This is a genomic window from Dyella humi, assembly GCF_044904605.1.
In the GTDB taxonomy this organism is placed as follows: Bacteria; Pseudomonadota; Gammaproteobacteria; order Xanthomonadales; family Rhodanobacteraceae; genus Dyella_B; species Dyella_B humi.
Genome location: NZ_JADIKI010000023.1, coordinates 1,714,123 through 1,735,982 on the forward strand (window position 1 = coordinate 1,714,123; position 21,860 = coordinate 1,735,982).

General features: G+C 57.7%; 21 protein-coding genes. 10 read left to right on the forward strand and 11 right to left on the reverse strand.

Features of this window, described 5'->3' with window-relative positions:
- Positions 1–193: 193 nt before the first annotated feature.
- From ISP18_RS18755 to ISP18_RS18775, 5 genes are all read right to left on the reverse strand, one after another.
- On the reverse strand, positions 194–1,702 hold the full coding sequence (locus ISP18_RS18755) for a tetratricopeptide repeat-containing sulfotransferase family protein (RefSeq protein ID WP_380015899.1): 1,509 nt from the start codon (positions 1,700–1,702) through the stop codon (positions 194–196).
- 182 nt (positions 1,703–1,884) lie between these two features.
- Positions 1,885–4,977 (reverse strand): TonB-dependent receptor, encoded by a 3,093-nt coding sequence (locus ISP18_RS18760; protein WP_380015722.1) that lies wholly within the window; start codon positions 4,975–4,977, stop codon positions 1,885–1,887.
- 129 nt (positions 4,978–5,106) lie between these two features.
- Positions 5,107–5,259, reverse strand: a complete 153-nt coding sequence (locus ISP18_RS18765; RefSeq protein WP_380015724.1) for a hypothetical protein — start codon at positions 5,257–5,259, stop codon at positions 5,107–5,109.
- A gap of 771 nt (positions 5,260–6,030) precedes the next feature.
- Positions 6,031–6,399: a VOC family protein gene (locus ISP18_RS18770; RefSeq protein ID WP_380015726.1), complete on the reverse strand. Its 369-nt coding sequence runs from the start codon at positions 6,397–6,399 to the stop codon at positions 6,031–6,033.
- 5 nt (positions 6,400–6,404) lie between these two features.
- Positions 6,405–7,481, reverse strand: coding sequence for a quinone oxidoreductase family protein (locus ISP18_RS18775; RefSeq protein ID WP_380015727.1), 1,077 nt, complete (start codon positions 7,479–7,481; stop codon positions 6,405–6,407).
- Positions 7,482–7,606: 125 nt separating this feature from the next.
- Here ISP18_RS18775 and ISP18_RS18780 point away from each other — a divergent pair, with 125 nt between their 5' ends.
- Positions 7,607–8,548 carry an AraC family transcriptional regulator gene (locus tag ISP18_RS18780; protein ID WP_380015729.1) on the forward strand — a complete coding sequence of 314 codons (942 nt, stop codon included), beginning with the start codon at positions 7,607–7,609 and terminating at the stop codon, positions 8,546–8,548.
- Positions 8,549–8,562: 14 nt separating this feature from the next.
- Here the strand turns inward: ISP18_RS18780 and ISP18_RS18785 are convergent, their stop codons facing one another.
- Positions 8,563–9,093, reverse strand: a complete 531-nt coding sequence (locus tag ISP18_RS18785; protein WP_380015731.1) for a MarR family winged helix-turn-helix transcriptional regulator — start codon at positions 9,091–9,093, stop codon at positions 8,563–8,565.
- 225 nt (positions 9,094–9,318) lie between these two features.
- Between ISP18_RS18785 and ISP18_RS18790 the strand changes: the two genes are divergently transcribed.
- The 6 genes from ISP18_RS18790 (at position 9,319) to ISP18_RS18815 (ending at position 14,970) form a co-directional block, all read left to right on the forward strand.
- Positions 9,319–9,483: a hypothetical protein gene (locus ISP18_RS18790; RefSeq protein ID WP_380015733.1), complete on the forward strand. Its 165-nt coding sequence runs from the start codon at positions 9,319–9,321 to the stop codon at positions 9,481–9,483.
- A 57-nt stretch (positions 9,484–9,540) separates the two neighbouring features.
- Entirely contained in the window at positions 9,541–11,103 is a 1,563-nt protein-coding gene (locus ISP18_RS18795; RefSeq protein ID WP_380015735.1) for a DHA2 family efflux MFS transporter permease subunit, read from the forward strand.
- Positions 11,104–11,184: 81 nt separating this feature from the next.
- Positions 11,185–11,634, forward strand: a complete 450-nt coding sequence (locus ISP18_RS18800; RefSeq protein WP_380015737.1) for a MarR family winged helix-turn-helix transcriptional regulator — start codon at positions 11,185–11,187, stop codon at positions 11,632–11,634.
- A gap of 66 nt (positions 11,635–11,700) precedes the next feature.
- Entirely contained in the window at positions 11,701–13,182 is a 1,482-nt protein-coding gene (locus ISP18_RS18805; RefSeq protein ID WP_380015739.1) for an efflux transporter outer membrane subunit, read from the forward strand.
- Between the two features lie 10 nt (positions 13,183–13,192).
- Positions 13,193–14,380 (forward strand): efflux RND transporter periplasmic adaptor subunit, encoded by a 1,188-nt coding sequence (locus ISP18_RS18810; RefSeq protein WP_380015741.1) that lies wholly within the window; start codon positions 13,193–13,195, stop codon positions 14,378–14,380.
- Between the two features lie 74 nt (positions 14,381–14,454).
- The gene (locus tag ISP18_RS18815; protein ID WP_380015743.1) at positions 14,455–14,970 is read left to right on the forward strand and encodes a MarR family transcriptional regulator; all 516 of its coding nucleotides are present in this window, start codon (positions 14,455–14,457) and stop codon (positions 14,968–14,970) included.
- A 1-nt stretch (position 14,971) separates the two neighbouring features.
- On the opposite strand, the gene ISP18_RS18820 is transcribed toward ISP18_RS18815, so the two are convergent.
- Complete coding sequence (locus ISP18_RS18820; protein ID WP_380015745.1) at positions 14,972–15,919, reverse strand: SDR family NAD(P)-dependent oxidoreductase; 948 nt, start codon at positions 15,917–15,919, stop codon at positions 14,972–14,974.
- Positions 15,920–15,976: 57 nt separating this feature from the next.
- On the reverse strand, positions 15,977–16,504 hold the full coding sequence (locus ISP18_RS18825; protein ID WP_380015747.1) for a TetR family transcriptional regulator: 528 nt from the start codon (positions 16,502–16,504) through the stop codon (positions 15,977–15,979).
- A gap of 404 nt (positions 16,505–16,908) precedes the next feature.
- On the opposite strand from ISP18_RS18825, the gene ISP18_RS18830 reads away from it, so the two are divergent.
- A complete protein-coding gene (locus ISP18_RS18830) occupies positions 16,909–17,277 on the forward strand; it encodes a VOC family protein (protein ID WP_380015749.1) in 369 nt (122 codons plus the stop codon).
- 213 nt (positions 17,278–17,490) lie between these two features.
- Here ISP18_RS18830 and ISP18_RS18835 read toward each other — a convergent pair whose 3' ends face one another.
- Positions 17,491–18,024 carry a dihydrofolate reductase family protein gene (locus ISP18_RS18835; RefSeq protein ID WP_380015751.1) on the reverse strand — a complete coding sequence of 178 codons (534 nt, stop codon included), beginning with the start codon at positions 18,022–18,024 and terminating at the stop codon, positions 17,491–17,493.
- Between the two features lie 796 nt (positions 18,025–18,820).
- On the opposite strand from ISP18_RS18835, the gene ISP18_RS18840 reads away from it, so the two are divergent.
- Entirely contained in the window at positions 18,821–19,459 is a 639-nt protein-coding gene (locus ISP18_RS18840; RefSeq protein WP_380015753.1) for a glutathione S-transferase family protein, read from the forward strand.
- 203 nt (positions 19,460–19,662) lie between these two features.
- Here the strand turns inward: ISP18_RS18840 and ISP18_RS18845 are convergent, their stop codons facing one another.
- Together ISP18_RS18845 and ISP18_RS18850 are read right to left on the reverse strand one after the other, a co-directional pair.
- Positions 19,663–20,310: an NADPH-dependent F420 reductase gene (locus ISP18_RS18845; protein WP_380015901.1), complete on the reverse strand. Its 648-nt coding sequence runs from the start codon at positions 20,308–20,310 to the stop codon at positions 19,663–19,665.
- A gap of 45 nt (positions 20,311–20,355) precedes the next feature.
- A complete protein-coding gene (locus ISP18_RS18850; protein WP_380015755.1) occupies positions 20,356–21,090 on the reverse strand; it encodes an SDR family NAD(P)-dependent oxidoreductase in 735 nt (244 codons plus the stop codon).
- A 153-nt stretch (positions 21,091–21,243) separates the two neighbouring features.
- Between ISP18_RS18850 and ISP18_RS18855 the strand changes: the two genes are divergently transcribed.
- Positions 21,244–21,831, forward strand: a complete 588-nt coding sequence (locus ISP18_RS18855; protein ID WP_380015757.1) for a TetR/AcrR family transcriptional regulator — start codon at positions 21,244–21,246, stop codon at positions 21,829–21,831.
- Positions 21,832–21,860: the final 29 nt, after the last annotated feature.

Below are 21,860 nucleotides of genomic sequence, written 5' to 3' on the forward strand. Positions count from 1 at the left end.
CGTGCGACGAAATGGCCGTACTTAATACCTGCACCAATGCTGTTGCAGGGCGATTCGTCATTCCGGCGAAGGCCGGAATCCATAGCAAGTACGAAGCATGGATTCCGGCCTTCGCCGGAATGACGTGCGGTGATGAAGTGGTTTGAGGCAAGCGCTAAGTTCGAGGCCATCGGCTTGCGATGACATGTCTTACTTATGCTTTACTTCGTTCATCAACCAGCGGAAGATCAAGTGCCTGCCGCAACGGATTCAACAATCCGCCATAGCGTGGCGCACGCGCCGTATCGGCACGCAGCGGTTCTCGCACTTGCATGGCACTCGGTGTGCCGATAGCACGCTGCGTTTCGTTGAAACGGAGGCACGCCTCTTCGAATGGCAGGCCGCAGAAGGCGAGTAACTCCCGAATTTGCGTCTCAGAATCTTTAAGCAAATCCTCGTACACGTGTTGATAAACGTGTGTCGGTTCTTTCTGCGCCCAGTAACTCGCCGCGCCATCGAAGCTACGCCAGTACGAGGCTAGATCGGAAAACGTGCGCGTGTAGTCGTTGCCGGGAAAATACTGCCTGTAACACGAGAAACAGGTTTCGAGCGCATCACGGCGACTGATGACAATGCGCGCGCCCGGTAGCATCGCGCGAATCATGCCAATGTGCATCCAGTTATTCGGCAACTTGTCGGTAAATATCGGACGACGCTTACGCCAGCGCGCGGTTCGCTCTAAATAACGCTGCCCAAGTTGACGCCAATCATCCGCGCTCATTTCCGAAACCCATTTCGGATAGCTTTTTTTACGCCTGTTCGACTCTTCACCGATGAGCAGAGGCAGATCACTCAGCTCCGCGGCACCTTCGACGTTGGAATGCGAGGCGAGAATTTGTTCGATCAGTGTCGATCCCGAACGTGGCATACCGACGATGAAAATCACTTCCGACCCGAGGCGTTGCTCGGCACTGGCTGTGCAGGTCGCGGCTCTGATCGACTCGATCGTCGCGGCAAATGCCGCCGCATTCCACGCCCGGTATCTTCGAGCGATGTCATTCGCCGCAGCCAATGCCTGCATGGACTCGGCATAACGACCTTGATCGTCCAGCGCCTTGGCCAGGGCGAAACCCATGGCGACGCGGTCGCCATCAGTAGCGCGCGGCAGTGTAAGCGCGTGCTGGATAGCGTCGCTATCACTCGTGCCCAGACGCAGCGTTTTGATTTCCGCCAAGCCCCACCACGCCATGCCGGTCCACGGCTGTGCGGCAAGCAGCTTTCGATACTCGGCGATGGCTTCGTCGCGGAAGTCGTCCATGCGCAACAAGTCCGCAAGTTGTGCCCGTGCCGCGGTGTAGTCGGGCGCCAATCCAACTGCACGTCGTAGCGCATCCCGTGCTTCGTCAAAGCGCGCGCTACGGGTTAGAAACAGGCCAAGGTTGTACCAGGCCAAGACGAAGGTTGGCTGAAGTTCGCAGGCGCGACGCAAAAATTCGATCGCCTGATCAAGTTCGCCTGCCTCCGCAAGGAAGAGGGCATACGCATTGTGGTACAGAGCCTCGTGCGGGCGTTGATCCAGGGCGCGACGCATGTCGCGCAATGCCAATCTGTGTTCCCCACGCAGGCTCAGCAAACTCGCATGCAGGCGTAAGACTTCCGGATGATCCGGATGACTGGCCAGCACTGGACCTAGTTGGCTGATGGCCTGATCGGGGCGATTCATCGCCAGCGCCTGTTCTGCGGCAATGACTCGATTCGCCGCAACAGGATCCAGGCCTTGCAATAGCGGATTCAAATGCGTCTCCGAAAGCACTGCGCTTGCATGCAATCTACCAAAAAAAAAGATGCCTCCATGTCTGGGGAACATGGAGGCATCGAGGTTAGCTTGCGTACAACGTCAAGCGGTTAGTCGTACTGCCAGCGGAATACCAGCTGGCCGGTACGCGGCTGCTGGAACGTATTGGGCTGCATGAAGTTGGGGTTGAACTGCCCGTTGCCGTTGCTGATGTTGGGGACGTACGAGGTAACGGTGTTGCTGTTGAACAGATTGAGCACCTTCAAATCCAGCGAGAAGGCGTTCTTACCGTATGCCCAGTCGTAACCAATATCGAGGTCCACCTGCTTGTACGACGGAAGGCGACCGTAGCTGCCGCGGGTGTAGTTGATGGTGTTCGAGATCGGAGATTGGCCAGCCAACACGTTCGACAACGTGTTGCAGTAATACGCGTTGTTGTTGCCGAGCTGGTTGCTGCCGATCGCCAGGGTTCCGTTGCTCGGATATTGGGATTGGCAATCGACGGGGCCACCCTCGTAGTACGTGAGCGCACCACCCACACGCAGACCCTTCAACAAGTTGTCCTGGTGAGCAAACTTGTAGTAGCCGAACACCTTGACCGTGTTCGGAATATCGTCGCCCAGATTACCTGCGGCCCCCTGCAGGAAGCCCGGGGCATTCAACCCGCCGTCATAGCCGGTTGCGCCGGTGTTACCGGTGCCGCCGGCATAGCTGGTCGTGCCATCCGTGTTGCCGAACTCATGACGCCACGTGTAGGACGCGCTCAGGTAGTACGGCTCTTCGTCGGAGTAGGCGTGATCCATGGTCAGGCTGAGCTGATAGATCTTGCGTCGCAGCGACGGGAAACCGATGTAGCTGTTCGGGAAGTTGACCATCGTGAGCGGGCTGTTGGCACCGTTCAACTGCACCGGAATGTTGATGTCCTTGCCCGGCGTGATCAGGTACTGGCCGAGGAATACCGCGTTCGGGTAGCCCTTGTTGGTCAGGTACGCCTTCAGCTGGTCGATGTTGTTGTAGATGTTTGGTAGCCCCGTCAGCTCGCTGGTGAAGAACGTGGCGCCTGCGGTCCAGCTGTTTCCGATCTGTTGCTGCGCGTAAACCGAGAACTGCCTCAGCTTTGCGTTTTGCGTCGTGCTCGAAATGAACTGCCCGGCCGTCAGGTAATGCAGGCCGCTACCAGCGCTGCCTTGTACGGGCCCCACTTGCGTCAGACCGGTCGGAACGCCATTGCCTGTCACGCCGGTATAGGTGTAAGTGGTGGTGGTGTGGATGTAGCCTTGACCCGGCGTACCACCGTAAGCATTGAAGTAAAGCGGAATGCCTTCGGAGTACTCACCCGCTGTGGCGCCGATCTTCAGTGTCGAATCACCATGGACGTCCCATGCCACACCAACGCGAGGCAGGAAGTTGCCCTTGCTGTACATCTTGACGTTGATGTTGTCGGTCATGGCGTAATTGTCATAACGCCCGCCGACATACGCGGTCCAGTTCTGTGCGAAATGCCAGCTATCGCCCAGATAGAAGCCGTAGGTGGGCGAGCTGTTGTAGTAGATGCGCGGTGCATAGGACAACTGGACGTACTTCGATCCCGGCGCGACGGACTGGCCGTTAATGGTGCAAGGCTCGTTCGGTCCCAGCGACGTGCTGCAGTAGCTGTAGGTCCACGAGTTCGGGTTCGGGATATTGGCCTGCGACATGGTCGGGCTGTAACGCTCGCCGCCGAAGGTCACTTCGTGGTTGTCGGTCACGTTCCAGGTGAAGTCGATGCGCGCACCCATCATGCGGTACTTCAGGTAATACAGGCTGCTGGTACCGTTGCCGGGCGCCTGCGTGTACTGCTTCGTGTCTGGGTTGTAGTTCTGGATGTACGGAACGTCGATGCCGTACTGGTTATACGAGGTGAAGTACTGCTGCGAGGTACCCGCCATCGCCGAGACGGACAGCGTATCGGTGATCTGGCCGTGGTAGTTGGCCACCGCCATGGTGTCGTGCCAAGCGTTGCCACTCCAGTTGTTCAGCGCGGGGGCCGCGCTGGAAGGAACATACGGCGTCGACAGCGCATACTGCGATTGCGTCTGGAGGTTGCTCTGACGATCGATGAAGACGTTCAGCGAGTGACCGTCAGCGATGTTCCAGGTGAAGTTGCCGAGGAACTGCTTGTTGCGGTTTTCGTTGAGGGTCTTGTTACTAGAGTTGTAGGTCGTGGTCGGGTTAACGCCCTGCACGCCCTGGCCATAGTTGTTCGGCTCGATTTCGGCGAGCACGTAGTAGAACAGTTTGTCCTTCAGGATCGCGCCGGATGCCCAATAGTCCTGCAACAGGCTCGGCGACCAGTGGTTCAACTGGTTGGCGTTAGTCAGCTGGCCATTGTAGTTGTAGGTGTTTCTGGGGTTTTCATTGAGCGTGCCCGTGGCAGGCGTGAACGCCAAATCCACACCGGCCTTGAAGTCATTCGAGCCTTGCTTGATCGTGCCGGCGACGACGCCGCCCATGGCGCTACCGTATTTGGCATCCATGCCGCCGTCGATGGTGGAGACGCTGGCAAGGGCTTCGTTCGGAATCTTGTCCGGCACCGCGCCCTGCTGCATATCGGTGACGTTGAATTCGTTGAGGAAGTAGCGGTTCTCGGTACCCGACGCGCCGTTGAACTGCGGCGCATTGCCGTGCGAACTGGTGATGGCGGCCACGTTCGACTGCATCGAGGCGATCGTGAGTAGATCTGGATTGATCAACGGCAGACGATTGATGTCTTTTGAATTCCAGGTCTGGATCTGCTGGCTTGTCGTAACGTCGATCGCGTTAACCGACGGCTGCGTGGCGGTAACGGTGACCGAGTTCAGCTCTTTCACGTTCCCGGCTGCCGCTGCTGCGCTGAAGATCGCGGCACTGTTAGAGCCGGCCTGAACGACTACGCTGCGCTGATCGACGACCTGGCCGCCGCGCAACAGTTTGACGACGTAATTGCCAGGCATCAGTCCCGTGACCGCGTAATGGCCACTAGCATCGGCGTGCACCGTGCTGTCGTAGCCTGTCGACGGGTTGGTCACTTCTGCGGAAACGTCTTTTCCTGCAGGCAAATTGCCGTAGACGCCGCCGGTAATGTCCTGTGCAAACACTGAACCACTGGTCAAAGCAGCGGCCCATAGGCCAATGCGTATGCTGGCGCGCAAGCTGCTGCCCAAACGAAACTGATACCTGCTCATTCCTGCCTCCAAGAAAATAAAAATGCGCTGCTTCGGATCCGGTCGAAGTGACCGACTACCCGTTTTGACTCGAGCCGCTCATCGGCGTTGAGTCGCATGGCTACACACCTGGGAATCTGTTGATGTAGCTCAGAGGTGGATCCGCTTGGTGCGATCCGAGCCGCGCTTGTTGCTTGTTTTCTTCGAGATGTCGGTTGCAGAACTGGCGTGCTGTGTCCACGCTTGCCCGGCGATCATCGACGTCGCGACGATTGCCGCGGATGACGCGCTCTTGCGGTACATATGTCTCCCCTGCCTTTCGGCTTGCCTGTTGTAGTGCCCACATTTGTGATGTTTTTGAGGGCACAAACCCACCCTTGGCCATGGTTGTTGCCATGACCCTCCGCACTGCTTTCAAGAGATACACAACTGCCCAGCCACTGACGCGTCCTGCAGGCGGAATAAACGCCTCGCCACGTCTTCCCCAGAGTCCCCCGGGAAACGGATCCTCAATCGATCCAAGTACTCGTGACAACGTTGTACAAACGTCACGAGCGGGCTAATCAATAGGACAGTAAAAAGGCGATGTCAACAAAAATTTGTATCGATTCAAATTTAAAATTTCTAAACATATTTCACTACATAAGCAATTTCATCGGCCGGTCGATATTGCACGACAGCAAGATAATTAGATCGATCCAAGTTTTTCCAAGACTTATTGCGTGCTGCACCCGCAAAGATTCGGTCCGAAAACCGCAAATGGCCGGCCTTGGTGGTCACGGCGCCAAGCCTGAATCAGGACGAGACAAGAACAATAGGCGCGCAGACGCAAGCTCGACCCTTCGGTAACACATCGCCGTTGTCAAAGAGCGAAGGTGCGCCAGTTGGTAACTGAAGAGGACGAATGGGGTTGCGGTATTGCTTGTGTCGCTTAACTGCTTGGAATTTCTTATCGCAACGTGAAAGGTCGGCTGCAAAGGGCAAGTTACCGGCGGATCAATGTCGTTGCGGAAGGCTTAAGTACAAAGCCAATCACTGCCGAGCTTCGCGTATCGCATGGCGATACCTTCTTCGTCAGGCGCTAGCCGCAGGTTCGTAGTATTCAGCCACCAACCCGTCTGCGTGACGGACGGTTGCATGGCGCCCTCCCGCTGCGTGCTGGGGTTCGTGAAGAACCGTGGCTCCTTGCGTTCGCACCCAATCAAGCGTCTCGTCCAGCGAATCGACGATCAGCACGGCGGTTGCGGAGCGAATCGGCGCCAAGGCTTCGTTGGTTCCGGCGAGAAGAATGAACGCGCCGACCACAGCAACCTCAACGCCGAGTTCTGCGAAGGCGATGCGCCTCTCGCAGGTCATCCCCTGCAGCTTCTCGTAAAACGCGATGCTAGGCGCGAGCATGGAAGGCTCGATGTAAATTCGAAAAGCGTGATGCTTGATGCTCACGACGCTTATCCTTCGTGATTCATGACGACGCATTCGAGGCTGCCAGCACACCGTGCATCAGCCATCGCTTCAGTGAGGTCTTGCAGCGCGTAGGAGCGCAGGTGGATCGCTGTCGGGTCCAACAATCCGCTGCGACAAAGATCGAACAGTCGACGATACGCGTCCCTGGGATACATGAAGCAGCCGAGAATCTCCCAGCTGTTCAACATCACTTCCACGTAAGGAATGGGAAGCGGAACGCCCATGCTTCCCATCAATACAAGTCGACCGCCGTTGTAGAGGCTGTGCAGGGCTGACAAGGTCATGTTCGGATCAGTGGCTCCACCGACCATGTCGAAGGCCATATCCGCACCGCCACCGGTTGCGTTACGAATCATCGCGGCATCGGTTGCGATATCGCCGGTCACGACCAGCGGCGTTACACGAGTGCTGGTAGCAGCGACCAGCGCATCAAGCTTCGATGTGTCCCTTCCCAGCGCAACGACCTGACGCGCGCCCATGGCGAGAGCGACCATAACGGCTGCGCTGCCATAAGCCCCGGTGGCTCCCGACACAACGAGAGTTTCACCTGCTGTCAGGCGTCCACGGATGAGCCCGCCGTACGGGACGATATAGCGCATGGTTACGGCGAGCTGCGCTGCAGTGAATGCATCTAGGCCATCTATAGGTGTGACCAGGCTTGCCGGCACCATGGCGTACTCGGCCAGCGTGCCATCCGGCCAGTCTTGTTGGATGTGTGCCGCGATATCGCCTTGGCCGGTAACGCCCAAGAGAATCTGCGCCGGGTCTCGAACGTTTTCCTGCGCCACGAAATGAGACGAGATGGCAACGCGTTGTCCAGCACGAAGATGCCAGACGTTGTCACCTACCGCGTGGATGACGCCAATTCCGTTCCCTCCGGGAACGAACGGTCCGCGAGGTGGCCGATAGAAGGGGAGTTTGCCTTCCATGTAGTCCTGCATGTAGGACATGAGCGACGACGCTTGAATGCGCACCACTACGCTTCCTGGGCGGGCCGCAGGCACGGGGATATCGTTGAATTTGAACGGACCACCCAGTCCGTCGAGCTGCCACGCTTTCATTTACGTCTCCGCTTGAGGCCATGAACCGCCGGATCGCCGACTGCTAACGCGGCGAGGCATATGGTCCTCGAGTCACGGGTGACGCGATATAATGAAAATGACCATTTTCCTAATGGATCGTCCAAATGGACGCCTTATCCGATGTGCTTTCCCTACTGCGCGTGTCCAGCGCACTTTCCTCACGCTTTGAAGGGAGCGGTGCCTGGGCATTTCGCTTTCCCGCTTACCAGCACATCAAATTTGGCGGCGTGCTCGAGGGCCGCTTCCACCTCTGGATTGAGGGAGAACGTGATTCTCTCGTCTTGGAAAAGGGTGATTTCTACCTGCTGACCACGGGGCAACCCTTCTGCTCAGCAAGCGATCCAACACGAAAGCCTTTGGATGGTCCGCCGATCTACCGATCCATTCGGGATGCCGATGGCGTCGTTCGGTATCGAGGCGAAGATGATCAAGCATTCTCATCCGTCAGCCTTGCCAGCGGCCGTTTCACTTTTGAAAACGATGCAGGCGAAATTCTGCTTAGGCATCTTCCACCGATCATTCATCTGAGGGCCAAAGATGTCGAAACGCCGGCCTTGTCGCTGTTACTCACCTTGCTCAGAGGCGAGACAGGTGACACCCAGGCCGGTGCTGCAGTTGCGCGTAGCAGTCTCGCGGCACTCGTGCTCGTCAACGCGCTACGCGCCTATCTCAGCAACACAGCATTGCCGGCGGGCTGGTTAGGCGCATTGTCAGATCCCAAAATCGGCCGAGCCTTGTCTCTCATGCATGCACAACCCGGTGAGCGTTGGACGCTTGAAAGCCTTGCTTCCACGGTCAATATGTCGCGTACGGCTTTCGCTGCGCACTTCCGCGAGCTGGTTGGTTGTGCGCCCCTTGAGTACTTAAATCGGTGGCGCATGGCCGTCGCACGCACCGCGCTCCGCCATAGTGATGAATCACTGGCGCAGATCGCCGAACGAATTGGATATCTTTCCGATACGGCCTTCAGCATCGCTTTCAAGCGCTTGCATGGTCAGAGTCCGGGCCGTTTTCGGAGTGAAGCGCGCTTGGTAGCGCATATCTAAGGGGAGTACAGGCTTTAGTTCTTTTCGCTGGAAAATTTGACGAAGCCGTCGCGCATGCGACGCAGCAGGCTTTGCAGCAAATGCAATTCGTCTGGCGAGAGATCAACGAACACCTTCTCCAACCTGTGCGCATTCAACTCCATCGCGCTGGTGATGACTTTCTTGCCCTTCTCTGTGAGCGTCGCGAGTAACCGACGTCGGTCTTTCTCATCACCGATCGATTGCACCAGGCCTTCTTGTTCAAGGGAAAACATCAGCGCGGAAACCGTGGCGCGCTTGACCTGCAGCGCCGCAATGATTTCCTGATGTGGAACGAAACGATCACCTGCGCCCCAGAGCAATGCCAGAGTCTGAAATCGCGCGGGCGAGCCTGCTGTGCCTTCCAGCCATTCGTTCAAGACGTTGTTGATCTGCTGGCTCGCCGATTTGAGCGTGAAGACGGTTTCCAGTCGCTGGGCCGCCGCTGGCGGAAATCGGCGCAGGTACGCCTCTCTCAGATAGGGGACGGGAAAGGTCTGCTCGCTGGTCGAATCGTCGTCTATCAAAGGATTTTCTCGCGCCAAAACTATCTGTGGCTGGATTGTATGCTACGTGACAATCTGTTACGAAAGCAATCATGCCAATAAAAACAATGACATAAAATTAATATGCTGGCGAACTGTCTATTTATTGACTTGTTCGTTAGCTAACTATATTGTCTGTCTCCAGACAAATGCCGAAGGGCAGACCGCGGTTGGCGCGGCCACGGCCTACGGGACGAGGAGTCAGACATGTCCAATACAGAGCCACAGGAAGGGGTAAAGCCCCAATTGCCGAGGAGGGCAATGCGCCGCAAAACCCAGTTGGCGCTGACCGTAGCAGCGAAGGCAGCACAGATGCCTCAAGACGCCGGCCAGGCAAATGGTTTCTTTTTTTTCAACTATTTATCTGACTAGTCAGATATTTGGCCGCCAAGCGCTGCATTGACATCTACATCGCCGCACCGGACTCCCATGAACGCATCCACTTCCCCTGCTGCACCGGCCCCTCTCACGGGTATGCGGTTTGCACTCGGCGCCTTCGCCGTCGCACTTGCCACGTTCATGAACGTGCTCGACTCGTCCATCGCTAACGTCGCCATTCCCACATTGTCAGGCGATCTTGGCGTGTCGGTTGACGAAGGAACGTGGGTGATCACCGTGTTCTCCGCCGCCAACGCGGTGGCGATCCCGCTCACGGGCTGGCTGACTCAACGCATCGGTCAGGTCAAACTATTCGTCGGAGCGATTCTGCTGTTCGTAATTTCGTCTGCGTTGTGCGGCATAGCGCCCAACCTCACCGTGTTGCTAGGGGCTCGCGTGCTACAGGGCGTGGCAGCCGGTCCGCTGATACCGTTGTCGCAAGCGCTGCTGCTCTCCACGTTCTCAAAAGAGAAGGGCGGCAGCGCGTTGTCGTTGTGGGCCATGACGGCAACGGTCGGCCCCATCGCCGGTCCAGCTTTGGGCGGCTGGATCACCGATAGATATAGCTGGTCTTGGATCTTCTACATCAACGTACCGGTAGGTTTATTCGCTGCTGCGGTTGTGTGGATGGTTTATCGCGACCGTGAAACGCCTACTCGCCGCTTGCCGATCGATACGGTTGGACTGATCGCGCTGATCGGTTGGGTCGCTGCACTGCAAGTCATGCTCGACAAAGGCAAGGATCTGGATTGGTTCAACTCGCCGGTCATCTGTGCGCTGGGCGTGTTTGCACTGATCGGCTTTGCGTTCTTCGTGATCTGGGAGCTAACCGAAGAGAAGCCGATCGTCGATCTACGACTGTTTGCGGGACGCAACTTCCTCGGCGGCACGATAGCGATCTCGGTTGCGTATGCGATCTTCTTCGCGAACCTGGTGATTCTGCCGCAGTGGATTCAGGAATATCTCGGCTATCGCGCCGTCGATGCAGGAATGGTGACTGCTCCGCTTGGTATTTTCGCTGTGATCCTTGCGCCGGCGATGGGCAAGATGATGATGAAGACCGATGCGCGCATCTTGGCGACAATGGCCTTCGTCGGATTTGCGGGTGTCTTCTTCCTGCGCTCGGAGTACACCACCGACGTCGATCAATACACCTTGATCCTGCCAACACTGCTGCAAGGTATACCGACCGCTCTATTCTTCGTGCCCTTGACTGCGATCATCCTGTCCGGCCTCACACCCGACAAGATCCCTTCCGCAGCCGGCTTATCGAACTTCGTCCGCGTCTTCGCGGGTGCCGTTGGGACATCGCTGCTGACCACCGGCTGGAATGACCGCACGATCCTGCACCACGCACAACTGACCGAACAGGCTAACAGCTACAACTCGATCTTCACGGACTCGATTGCACAGGTGCAGTCGACGGTCCAGGTCGGTGCGTCCAATGCACTTGCCTTCATCGAGAACGGACTGAACGCACAAGCGGCCATGCTTGGTCTCAACGACATCTTTTGGATATCCGCCATCTTTTTCGTTCTGATCATTCCGCTGATTTGGATCACTCATCCAAGCAAGGATGCGGCGGCTGGAGCGGCTGCGGCCGGCGGCCACTGATGATTTGCCAATAAACCTATCAACCCAACGAGCAGCAACACATTGCCGCACTACGCACACAACGGCTCCAGGGACTTCGATATGGAACATTACACAAAGAAAAACTTTTTAACGACGCAAAGCATCGGCTACATGTTGACGAAAGCGCGCAACATGGTGATAGCGGACATGGATGCCGCCTTGACGCCGCTCGACATTACCAGTCAGCAAATGGGCGTCATCCTCTGGCTCAGTCGGGGTATCGCCGCGACACCCTTCGAAATGTCGAAGCATCTCAGCATCGACACCGGTCTGATGACCCGCATGCTGGACAAGCTGGAAGCAAACGGACTGTTGAAGCGTTCCCGTAGCAACACCGATCGCCGTGTCGTCGATCTGAAGTTGACCCGCAAAGGCGAGGCGGCTGCCGCAGAGATTCCAGACATCGCGCTGCCGGTGCTGAACGGACGTCTGAGGAACTTCAGCAAGGCCGAGTTTGAAGAACTGCAGCGCCTACTCGGCAAGTTCATTGATGCCGATACCCGTCGCTAATGCGCTCAAAGCCAATGCGCTTGCGCTCCATCCGATAAACCCATCCCATTTACTGAGACTAAGACCATGCGTGTTCATCTCATTGCGGCAGCGGTCGGAATGACCCTCGCACTGGCAGGATGTGCCAGTACCGGCGGCCTGCATCCGAACGGCGCGCCCATCAATCCCAACTCTCTCGCAGTTACGCGCACCCTCGCGAACGTAAAGGTGTCATCGGCCGCGTGGCCCAAAGCCGACTGGTGGATCTCATTGGGCGACAGTCAGCTCAATGCATTGATTGCCGAGGCCTTGCACGACAACCCAAGCCTTGCAGAAGCCGACGCGCGGGCGCGCCAGGCACAGTCCGAAGCGTCGGAGGCCGATGCTGATCGCAAGCCGGAAGTAGACGTCGCAGGAAGCGTCGCCGAAGCGCGCCTCCCGAAAACGCTACCGATTGGCAACGGTCATAACGGCGCCGCTAAGTATGTCTCCGCCAGTTTCAAATGGAATCTGGATCTTTGGGGTGGCGAACGTGCTGCATGGGAGGCTGCTCTCGGACAGGAGCGCGCTGCGGAAGTTGACGCACATGCGGCCCGTATCGAACTCTCCACAAACGTCGCGCGCGCCTATGTGCAGCTCGGCTACGCCTACGCTCAACAGGATGTCGCTTCGGCGGAGCTAGAGCGTGCGATGGACGTGCGCAAGCTGACGCAGCAACGTGTTGCCGCTGGTATCGATAGTCAAGTGCAGCTCAAGCAGAGCGATTCAGAAGTCGCCAGCGCACAAGTTCAAAAGGCACAAGCGGACCGCGCGATCGATGCAGAGCGCTCCGCCTTATCCGTGCTGTTGGGCAAAGGTCCTGATCGCGGCTTGACGATTGCCCGCCCACAGCTGTTGCCGCCAGATGCGCTGAGTGTGCCATCCGATCTACCGGTCGAGTTGCTGGGGCATCGCGCCGACCTCGTCGCCGCGCGCTGGCGGGTGGAAGCAGCCGACAAGGACATCGACGCAGCCAAAACCCAGTTCCTTCCCAACGTCAACATCACCGCGATGGCAGGTCTGGTCGCGCTCGGTGGCGGCAATCTCTTCCAGGCAAAGTCTCGCTTCTACGATGTGGCTCCAGCGATCAGCCTGCCTATCTTTGACGGTGGTCGCCGTCGTGCGGACTTGAACGGCAAGGATGCGCAATACGATCTCGCCGTGGCGCAGTACAACGATACGCTCGTACGTGCCGTCAACGAAGTGTGCGACGACAACGATGCACTCGCCTCGTTGCAGGTGCAGATCGACGCGCAGCAGCGCGCACTCGATGCGGCCGACGATGCTTGGACGCTAGCCGAGCAACGCTATAAAGCTGGTATTGGCAGCTATCTGGAAGCCCTCAGCGTGCGCCAGGAGTTGCTGGTTGCCCAAGAGCGCATGGCCACGCTGCATGCCGAGCACATCGACTACTCGGTGCAAATCATTCAGGCGCTCGGCGGCGGCTATCGTCCAGACCAGCCCGCTCCTAACGCGTCGACGATTGCTGCCGATGCGAACTCCTCTTCCCTTATTCATCATCGCTCTTGAGGCAGCCATCATGTCTACTCAAATCGCTTCGACTCCTAACGAAGCCGCACAACCCAATAAAAAGAAACGTAGCTTCATGCTACGCATCCTAGGTGCATGTGTCCTCGTCGGCGCCGTGGGCTTTGGTGCTTGGTACGTGCTGGAAAGTCGTTGGTACGAAGGTACAGACGACGCTTATGTCAACGGCAATGTCGTGCAAATTACACCGCAGATTACGGGTACCGTGGTCAGCATTGGTGCCGATGATGGTGACTTCGTAAAGCAGGGTGACACGTTGGTCACGCTTGATAAGGCGGACGCGGATGTTGCCCTGGAGAACGCCGCCGCAAACCTCGCCAACACCGTGCGCAAGGTGCGTGGCTTGTACAGCACCGTGTCAGGTGCGCAGGCCGATGTGGCGGTACGGCAGGTCGCGGTGCAGAAGGCAAAGGCCGACTACGAGCGTCGCGTCAGCTTGACCAACTCTGGCGCGATCTCCGCGGAAGAACTCTCGCACGCACAAGACGCCTTGACCGCGGCTGAGAGCTCACTCACGACGGCTGAGCAGCAACTGCAGACAAACAAGGTGTTGGTGGACGACACCATTGTCGCGTCGCATCCGGATGTCAAAGCCGCTGCCTCTCAATATCGTGCTGCCTACCTCAGTGAGATTCGCACGACCATGGTTGCGCCCGTAACAGGTTATGTAGCCAAACGTAGCGTGCAGGTTGGTCAACGCGTGCAACCTGGGGCAGCTCTGATGGCCGTTGTACCGCTGCACGAGGTATGGATCGACGCCAACTTCAAAGAAACCCAGCTCACTCACATGCGTATCGGCCAACCGGTGGAAGTGACTTCCGACGTCTATGGTCACGCGGTCAAGTACCGCGGCAAGGTGTTGGAACTCGGCGTGGGTACGGGCGGCGCCTTCTCGCTACTGCCTGCGCAAAATGCTACCGGCAACTGGATCAAGATCGTGCAGCGCATTCCCGTGCGCGTGGTGTTCACCGATCCTCAGCAGTTGGACCAACATCCGCTACGCATCGGCATGTCTTTGAATACAACCGTGGACTTGCACGACAAGAGCGGCCTAATGCTCGCTCAGAACGTACCGACACAGCCCGCTTTTAGTACGGATGTCTATCAGCAGCAGTTGGCCCATGCTGACGAACAGGTCGCCCAGATTATTCATAAAAATATGGCCGGTGGTGCGAAGTAAGTGCGCCAGTATTAAACCCCCACGTCGGTCGATTAATCAGGCACCGCGCTCCTAACCTTCCGGGTCGAGCAACTATGAACAAACACGCGATGCACGCAACGCACCCGTTAACGAGTGTCAGTGCGCAAACAGCTACAGAAACCATCTACAAGGTGGCGGAAGTCGCCAGAACATTGAAATGCGCGACCCATGTCATGGAAAAGTTGGTGCATATTGATTCAGGAGCGAACGAGCATCTGACGCTGCTGCATTGGCTCGTTCTCGTTCGCCTTTCAAGTGCGCCGACGTGCAAGCAGATGGAACTCAAATCCGACACGAAGATTGCCGCCGCCTATTTGACGAGATTGCTCGATGATCTGACGCGAGACGGTTTGGTACGCCGGCATCGCTCATCGTCGGACCGTCGACAGATCATCCTTGCACTGACAGCGCATGGGAAGAGTGCAGCGCTTGAGCTATTGGCTTCGTTGAGCGATGTCACCCAGCCATCCCAACTCAAGGCTATCGAACATCTGGGTGCATCGCTCGAACAGTTTGTATCGCTCGCGATTGGAGAAGGATGGTTCGGGAACGCCGTTGATCGACCTTGACTCAGCCAGGCACTGTGGCCAGCAGCGCGCGAGTCTCGGCGACGACGCGATCCTGGAACGTCGGGTCGCGCACGAGCGCGGAGCCTTGCATCGGATGGCCGCCCTCGTCGTAATAGACACCGGTCTGACCGGATGAATCGATCAGGATTTTGGTGATCACGCGCGCGGCTCGCTTCGGGGTGCTCAAGATCTTGATGAAGGGCATGAGCAGCGGCACGAGGAGCGGGATGACGAATCGCTGCAGAAAGCGCACGAAGGCACCGACATCATCTCCTCCGAGACCGGTGGTTGGATTCAAACCCGGCTCGATCGCGTTGAAGCGCAGCCGTGGCGTCTCACGCGCGAATGCCATCGCCGCAGCAAGGATGGCTTGTTTGGAAGTGGCGTAGGCATCGAAGCCCAGCCGTTTGGCGCCGCCTGGTTTCCATTCACCCCGCGCGCTCGCCTCAGCGGAGATATAGCGACCACCTCGAAAACCCGCAGCCACGGCTGGCTTGCGCTCGGGGTCTTCTACAGCAGAGACGACGAAAACGACATTTGCACCGTCGGGGAGATTTGGCACAAGCGCCTCCGTCAGCGCAAACGGGCCGAGATGGTTCGTCGCGAACGACATGTCCCATCCCAGCGTGCTCTTAGTCGGTCGCGCCTGCATGATGCCCGCATTGTTGAGAAGGCCGGCGATCGGAAGATTAAGCGCGACGATCTCCGCAGCTGCGCGTCGCACGCTCCTCGGCTCTGAAAGATCGCACACGACTGACATCGCGCGCCGTCCCTGCTGCTCGATGGTCTTCTGTACCGTGGCGAGCTTCACGGGATCGCGGCCTACGAGCACGACCGTGCCGTGCTTGGCCAGCGCGAGTGCCGTATAGCGACCGATGCCGGACGTCGGGCCGGTGACGATATATGCCTTGCGATCTATTGAGGTGCCCTTCGAAACAGCTTTCGCCATGACATTTCTCCGTATAGGTGTCTGTCTAGTCAGTCATTAATAGGTCAAAAAAAGAGGTCAGGTAAGCATTCGCCACATGGCGTCGAACGCAGCCGTGGCGTGCTTGTCGGCGTGCGCCGGGTCTTGAGTCATGAAGTCGATCGTCGCATCCGCCATCGCGCTCATCAGGGCAGCAACAAGGGCCAAGGGAACATCGTGCATGGGGCCGTTTTGGCGACTCTGTTCCAATAACTTGGCTATGCCAACCATGGTTTGGTGCCCCTTTTGACGGCTATCCGGAGTGATGTCCTCCGATACCGCCAGGTGCGCAAGTGTTCGCCGTTTCTCCGGATAAGACGTTGCCCAGCGCAACGAGTGGAACCACATATGGCGCATTTGCGTATGGATGTCGCTTGCGAGCGGGAGCCTTTCCAGGGCGGCGGCCGCCATTTCAGTCTTGAGCTCCACATAAAGCTGGTTCAACAAGTCAGCCTTCGTTTCGAAGTAGGTAAATAGCGATCCATTCGGGATGCCTGCTTCCTTGGCGATCGCCGCCGTTGCTGCGCTCAGCCCCTCGATGGCGATGATGCGGGTCGCTGCAGACAAGATCGCGTTCCGCCTGTCATCGCTTTTCGGCCTGGCCATGGTTTTCACTCAACGGAGGACAGGCTTACATTATAAGTGACTGGCTAGTCAGTCAATCTTTTTCCGGGGCTTCACTCAGGAGCGCAGGCCATCCACCAGCAGATCTGTTCTTCGCAGAGACGGTCGCCATACCTGTGGGTGCGTTTGCAGATCCATCCTTTCCAGCACCAAGCTTCTCGATGTATGAAGAGCGAATGCACTTCTGGGTTCACATGCCAAGTGACATCGAGCACATGGCATGAGGCATAAAGCGCCACCTAACCCCTCCATCGGGCGGCGACTTTCAGCCTGTATAAAAAAACGGCCCACGGGTAGCTTGAATAACTGTTAGGCAACGCGCAGGCCCGCACACTTCCGGAGAACTCATGTTTGACCACGTCGTATTCGGAGTCAGCGATTGTGCAGCGAGCAAAGCGTTCTTCCTCAAAGCACTCGAGCCGCTCGGCATAGCTGTCGTGCAGGAAGGGCAGCACGGTATCGAGCTCAGCTCGGACGGTAAGGTTTCATTGTGCATGTTCCAAACCGAGGAGAGTCCGGCGCATCTTCACTTGGCGTTCGCGGCCGAGAGTCGCCAGCAAGTCGAAGCTTTCTATCGTGCAGCTCTGGATGCGGGTGGTAACGACAATGGTGCGCCTGGTCTACGCCCGCACTACCACGCGAACTACTATGCAGCGTTCGTCATTAGTCCGGACGGGCACAACATCGAAGTGGTTTGCCACAAACCCGAGGCGTAACCCTTCCATCGAGGGGATGTTCACAAGCGGGCTTTGCTCGCTTGCGCTCGCCTCTCATGTCAGACGTTATTAATGTCACTAGAGAGTGCGGGAGCGGACCTCTTGACACTTACTTGGCAAGCCATAGCCACCAATCAGCAATGTGTTGCATCGACCGGCTGAAATCGCAACCCAATCCGGACCTAATGCGTCGGCGTCGTCCGTGGCGCGCCATTAAGCAGGAACGTACGTCAACCTAATCATGTCCTCCCCGATTAAATCGCTGGCCACGAGGCGGAGTGGCGGCCGAGGGCCCGCGAAGAATGGCGTGCCGCGACCAAGCACGACAGGGCGGAGGTAGAGTCGATATTCATCGATGAGACCAAGGTCGGTCAGGCTTCGCGCCAGGTCCGGGCCGGCGACATCGATCTCCCCGGAGCGCTCGGCCTTCAGTCCCCGTATCGCCGCCTCGATGTCATCGGCGATAAGGGTGGCGTTGGGGCCGACTGATTTCAGCGAGCGCGACACGACCCACTTCGGTTGGCTTCGCCACACTGCGGCAAAGTCGTGATCCCCCGTGTCCCAATCAGGCTGGTCCTCGTCCCAATAACGCATGATCTCGTACGTACGGCGTCCGTACACCATGCCCGTCAGGTCGCGCACGTGCTCTATGAAGTGGCGAAAGGTCGACGGAGCAGGAGGCCCTAATTCCTGGTGGTCGACATAGCCATCCAGGGACTGCATCAATCCGAACACAAACTTTGCCATGGGAAATCTCCACGCGAGAGTCTTCGGGATAGTAGTGGTGCAAGTGCCTTAGAACCGGTCTATTCACTACGACGACGAATGGCGAAACCGGAGCTCGACATAAGGCGTTTCCGATGGACGGAACCTCATAGTCCGCACCTTTTAGAACCCCATAGTCTGTACATGGCCTTCCTTGGTATCGGCAAATAAAAAGCCCGCAAGGGGAGCCTGCGGGCTTCGGGTCATCCATCTTTACTTTGCTTAGCGAGGAGGGGAGGCCCGGCTAAGCGATGGGACTGATGTCTCTCGACATGGAATAACTATACCTCTTAGTTTATTAATAAAGCGTAACTTGGTGCGGAGCACCAGTGACTTCGGCTAGAAGCCTGGGTCCTGGGTGCCAAACGCAACTATTCATAATCAGTGCACTTCGTTCCCAGCAATGGCTTTGCGCCCGGCGGGGAGCGTCCCAAATTTGCATTTGGACGCACCCTTTACATTTCTGGGACTGGAATCGACAGTGTGAAGGGGTGTCCCGAATCGCTCGTCGGGCCATTTGGGGAATATCAGACGGCGGGGAGCGATCTAGGTCTCAACTAGGACCTTCGCTCGCATAACTCCAGCGTTGGACCCTAGAGGGAAGGCCCGTGCCTAGCGATCATGCGGAAATTCTGCATGCACTTATTGATAGTTGGGTATGGGATGTATTTTTTTGGGACCATGGCCCTCACACGCAAACTCTAATGTCGATTTTCGAAATTCCCGTTCGTCTTTCCGATGGGGTCGATAAGGCCGAATCAAAGAAGGATTACGAAAGATGATCACTGTATTTGGTGAAGGAAGAGGTTTCCGGGTCGTCTGGCTGCTGGAGGAGATGGGGCTCGCGTACCGGCTGAGGCCGGTGGACCTTCTGGCCGGCGTCGAGGAAGACGCGGAGTTCCTGGCCATCAACCCTGCCGGTTTCATTCCGGCGATTCAGGACGGCGACGTCACGATGGTCGAGTCCATTGCGATCATGGAATACGTGATGGCTCGCTACGGGCCGACGTCGCTCGCGCCCGACCCACACGATCCTGCCTTCCCCGCTTACCAACAGTTCCTTCACCTCGGTGAAGCCGGCCTCGCGGCCTCCATCTACTTTGTCGTTGGTGCCCGCAATTTTGCGCCGGAGTCCGAGCGGCAGAACTGGAGCGCCGGCCAAGCACTAAGCGTTTTCGAGAGCCGATTGACGTTGGTAACGCGGCAGCTTGCACGCACGCCCTATCTTGCCGGTGAGACGTTCACCGCCGCTGACATTTCGGTGACCTACGCCCTGGAGTTGGCCAAAACAAGTGGAGGCATCACTCTCGGCGAGGCGGAGCGGTCTTATATGGCTCGTACCCGAGCACGCGAAGGCTATAAGCGCGCTATGGAAACATGTCAATCCAGGAAGGCATGGCTCGCTAACGCGGTATAGCTGGCTACCGTGTTGCGGCCGGCCAAGTTTGTAAGCAAGCGGGGAATGTCCGCGTTCAACCCAGAGCAGACATTCCCGGCTTAGCTATCTCATTTCAAATTGCAGTGGTTGGGGCATACGGAACGCCATTGTCTGTACACAGCCTTCCTCGGTATCGGCAATAAAAAGCCAGCAAGGGGAGTCTGCGGACTTCGGGTCATCGGTCACTGCCCCTTCTTGAACAGGTCCTGGAAGATCAGCGGCCCCCAGACCCCGTTCCGCGCCTGCACGAGCTGACCACCTTCCGCGATCTTGCCGAGATTGACCGGCGCATAGCCAAGCTGCTCGACCAGGGCGGCGACCGTTGCCGTCGCGCTTTCATCGTCGCTCGACAGAAATACGACTCGTCGTCCACTGTTGATGGACGGGTCTTCCGCGAGAACGCGGGCAGGCAGATGGTTAAACGCTTTGACCAATTGAGCGCCGGGCAGGGCGCGGGCTATTAGCGAAGAGGAAGGAAGGCCGCCCAAATCGTCGAGCGTGTTCGTCACGTCGATCACGATCTTGCCCTTCCAGCTTGCCTGAGCCTTCGCGACCTCTCGGTGCTGTTCGTACAGGACAGCCAACATCACGATGTCGGCCTCAAGCGCGTCCTTCAAAGTCTTGGGAACGATCGTCGGGCCGATCGCGTTTGCCTGCGGCGCGAGCGCTTCAGGCGGATGCCTGCTTGCTACAGCCACTTCGATGCCCTTGCGAGCAAACATGCGGGCTAGCGCCTGGCCGACCGCGCCGAAACCTACGATTGCGTAGCTCATGTCACCTTTCCGATCAGTGTTGAAGTGGGTTGCCCGGAATGATCCAGGCGTGATCAGCGTCTTCTCGGAGTGCCAGGCACCCCCACGCTTTTCGGCGCGATGTCAGATGGCCGAGAAGCCGCCGTCGACAGACAAGTCCACGCCATTCACGAAGCTCGATTCATCTGAAGCGAGAAACACCGCGACCGTCGCGATTTCCTCAGGGCGCCCCATCTTTCCTCGCGGGATCAGGGACTCGAACATCTGCTTCGCTTCCTCGGTGAGAACTTGGTGCTGCATCGGTGTGGCGATCGGCCCTGGGCTCAGCACGTTCACCCGGATATTCCTGCCCTTCAGTTCGTTGAGCCACGTGCGTGCGAATGAGCGCAACGCCGCCTTGCTCGCCGCATACACGCCGTAACCAGGAAAACCTTTCACCGAAGCAACGGATCCGGTCATAAAGATCGATCCGCCATCGTTGAACAGCGGCAACGCCTTCTGAACCGTAAACAGCGTGCCGCGCGTATTCAGGTCGAAGGTCGCATCGAAATGCTGCTCGGTAATCTCGCCCAGTGGAACGGCTTCGCCGGTGCCGGCGCTCGCGTACAGGACGTCGATCCGGCCCTTTTCCCGCTTGACTGTGTCGAACAGGCGGTCGAGGTCGTCGAGATTGGCCGCGTCGCCGCGCACGCCGGTCACGTTCCGCCCAATCAGCTTGACGGCCTCATCGAGCGCCTCCTGCCTCCGGCCCGTGATGAAAACGTACGCGCCTTCTTCAACAAACCGCTTGGCGCTCGCCAGCGCCATGCCGCTCGATCCGCCCGTGATGACTGCAACCTTACCCTCAAGCTTTCCCATGACTTTTCACCTTTCGTCGCGTCGGACAGCGTCTCTGTTTTCATTGATACAAGGGCGCTGTATCTTGTGGATCACCGATCCAGATCCTGACTCTCAGCATACGGATCACTGATCCAAATATATGGATCAGTGATCCGTTTGTCAAGGCAACCCATGCGAGCCGACGCCAGAAAAAATTACAGTCATCTCCTTGCAGTCGCGCGTGATGTCGTCACCGAGGATGGTGTCGATGCGTCCATGCGAGATATCGCCCGTCGCGCCGACGTCGGGTTGGCCACACTGCTTCGTCATTTCCCAACGCGAGAAGCTTTGTTCGAAGCGTTGATGTGTACGAATCTGGACGCACTGGCACAGAAGGCAGACGAACTCGAAACGTCGAATCCACCTGGCGAAGCGCTCGTGTCCTGGTTTCGCGAAGGGGTGGCATTCGTCCATAGCTATCGCGGCGTTGCCGAATTGATGGCGAGCGCCCATGCGGACCCGGACTCCGCGCTTTACGCATCATGCGCAACGGTGCACGCAGTGGGCGCTCGACTGCTGCTCCGTGCTCAGGCCGAAGGAACGGCGCGCGCCGATATGAATGGGGACGACCTGTTCGCCCTGATGTCGGCGCTCGGCTGGCTCGCCGGCCAACCCGCATTCGCGCCGCGGGCCGATCATCTCTTTCACCTTATCGCGAGCGCCATCCTGACAAACCCGTCGAGCAACGATGACAAGAACAGTCTGTTACGCCCCGATTAGGTATGCCACGAATTGTTCAAAACATCGAA

Coding starts and splice junctions, on each gene's coding strand:
- ISP18_RS18790 (WP_380015733.1), top strand. CDS start 9,319: ATGTCCAATACAGAGCCACAGGAAGGGGTAAAGCCCCAATTGCCGAGG.
- ISP18_RS18795 (WP_380015735.1), top strand. CDS start 9,541: ATGAACGCATCCACTTCCCCTGCTGCACCGGCCCCTCTCACGGGTATG.
- ISP18_RS18815 (WP_380015743.1), top strand. CDS start 14,455: ATGAACAAACACGCGATGCACGCAACGCACCCGTTAACGAGTGTCAGT.
- ISP18_RS18820 (WP_380015745.1), bottom strand. CDS start 15,919: ATGGCGAAAGCTGTTTCGAAGGGCACCTCAATAGATCGCAAGGCATAT.
- ISP18_RS18800 (WP_380015737.1), top strand. CDS start 11,185: ATGGAACATTACACAAAGAAAAACTTTTTAACGACGCAAAGCATCGGC.
- ISP18_RS18850 (WP_380015755.1), bottom strand. CDS start 21,090: ATGGGAAAGCTTGAGGGTAAGGTTGCAGTCATCACGGGCGGATCGAGC.
- ISP18_RS18835 (WP_380015751.1), bottom strand. CDS start 18,024: ATGGCAAAGTTTGTGTTCGGATTGATGCAGTCCCTGGATGGCTATGTC.
- ISP18_RS18780 (WP_380015729.1), top strand. CDS start 7,607: ATGGACGCCTTATCCGATGTGCTTTCCCTACTGCGCGTGTCCAGCGCA.
- ISP18_RS18840 (WP_380015753.1), top strand. CDS start 18,821: ATGATCACTGTATTTGGTGAAGGAAGAGGTTTCCGGGTCGTCTGGCTG.
- ISP18_RS18830 (WP_380015749.1), top strand. CDS start 16,909: ATGTTTGACCACGTCGTATTCGGAGTCAGCGATTGTGCAGCGAGCAAA.
- ISP18_RS18810 (WP_380015741.1), top strand. CDS start 13,193: ATGTCTACTCAAATCGCTTCGACTCCTAACGAAGCCGCACAACCCAAT.
- ISP18_RS18855 (WP_380015757.1), top strand. CDS start 21,244: ATGCGAGCCGACGCCAGAAAAAATTACAGTCATCTCCTTGCAGTCGCG.
- ISP18_RS18765 (WP_380015724.1), bottom strand. CDS start 5,259: ATGTACCGCAAGAGCGCGTCATCCGCGGCAATCGTCGCGACGTCGATG.
- ISP18_RS18760 (WP_380015722.1), bottom strand. CDS start 4,977: ATGAGCAGGTATCAGTTTCGTTTGGGCAGCAGCTTGCGCGCCAGCATA.
- ISP18_RS18755 (WP_380015899.1), bottom strand. CDS start 1,702: ATGAATCGCCCCGATCAGGCCATCAGCCAACTAGGTCCAGTGCTGGCC.
- ISP18_RS18805 (WP_380015739.1), top strand. CDS start 11,701: ATGCGTGTTCATCTCATTGCGGCAGCGGTCGGAATGACCCTCGCACTG.
- ISP18_RS18775 (WP_380015727.1), bottom strand. CDS start 7,481: ATGAAAGCGTGGCAGCTCGACGGACTGGGTGGTCCGTTCAAATTCAAC.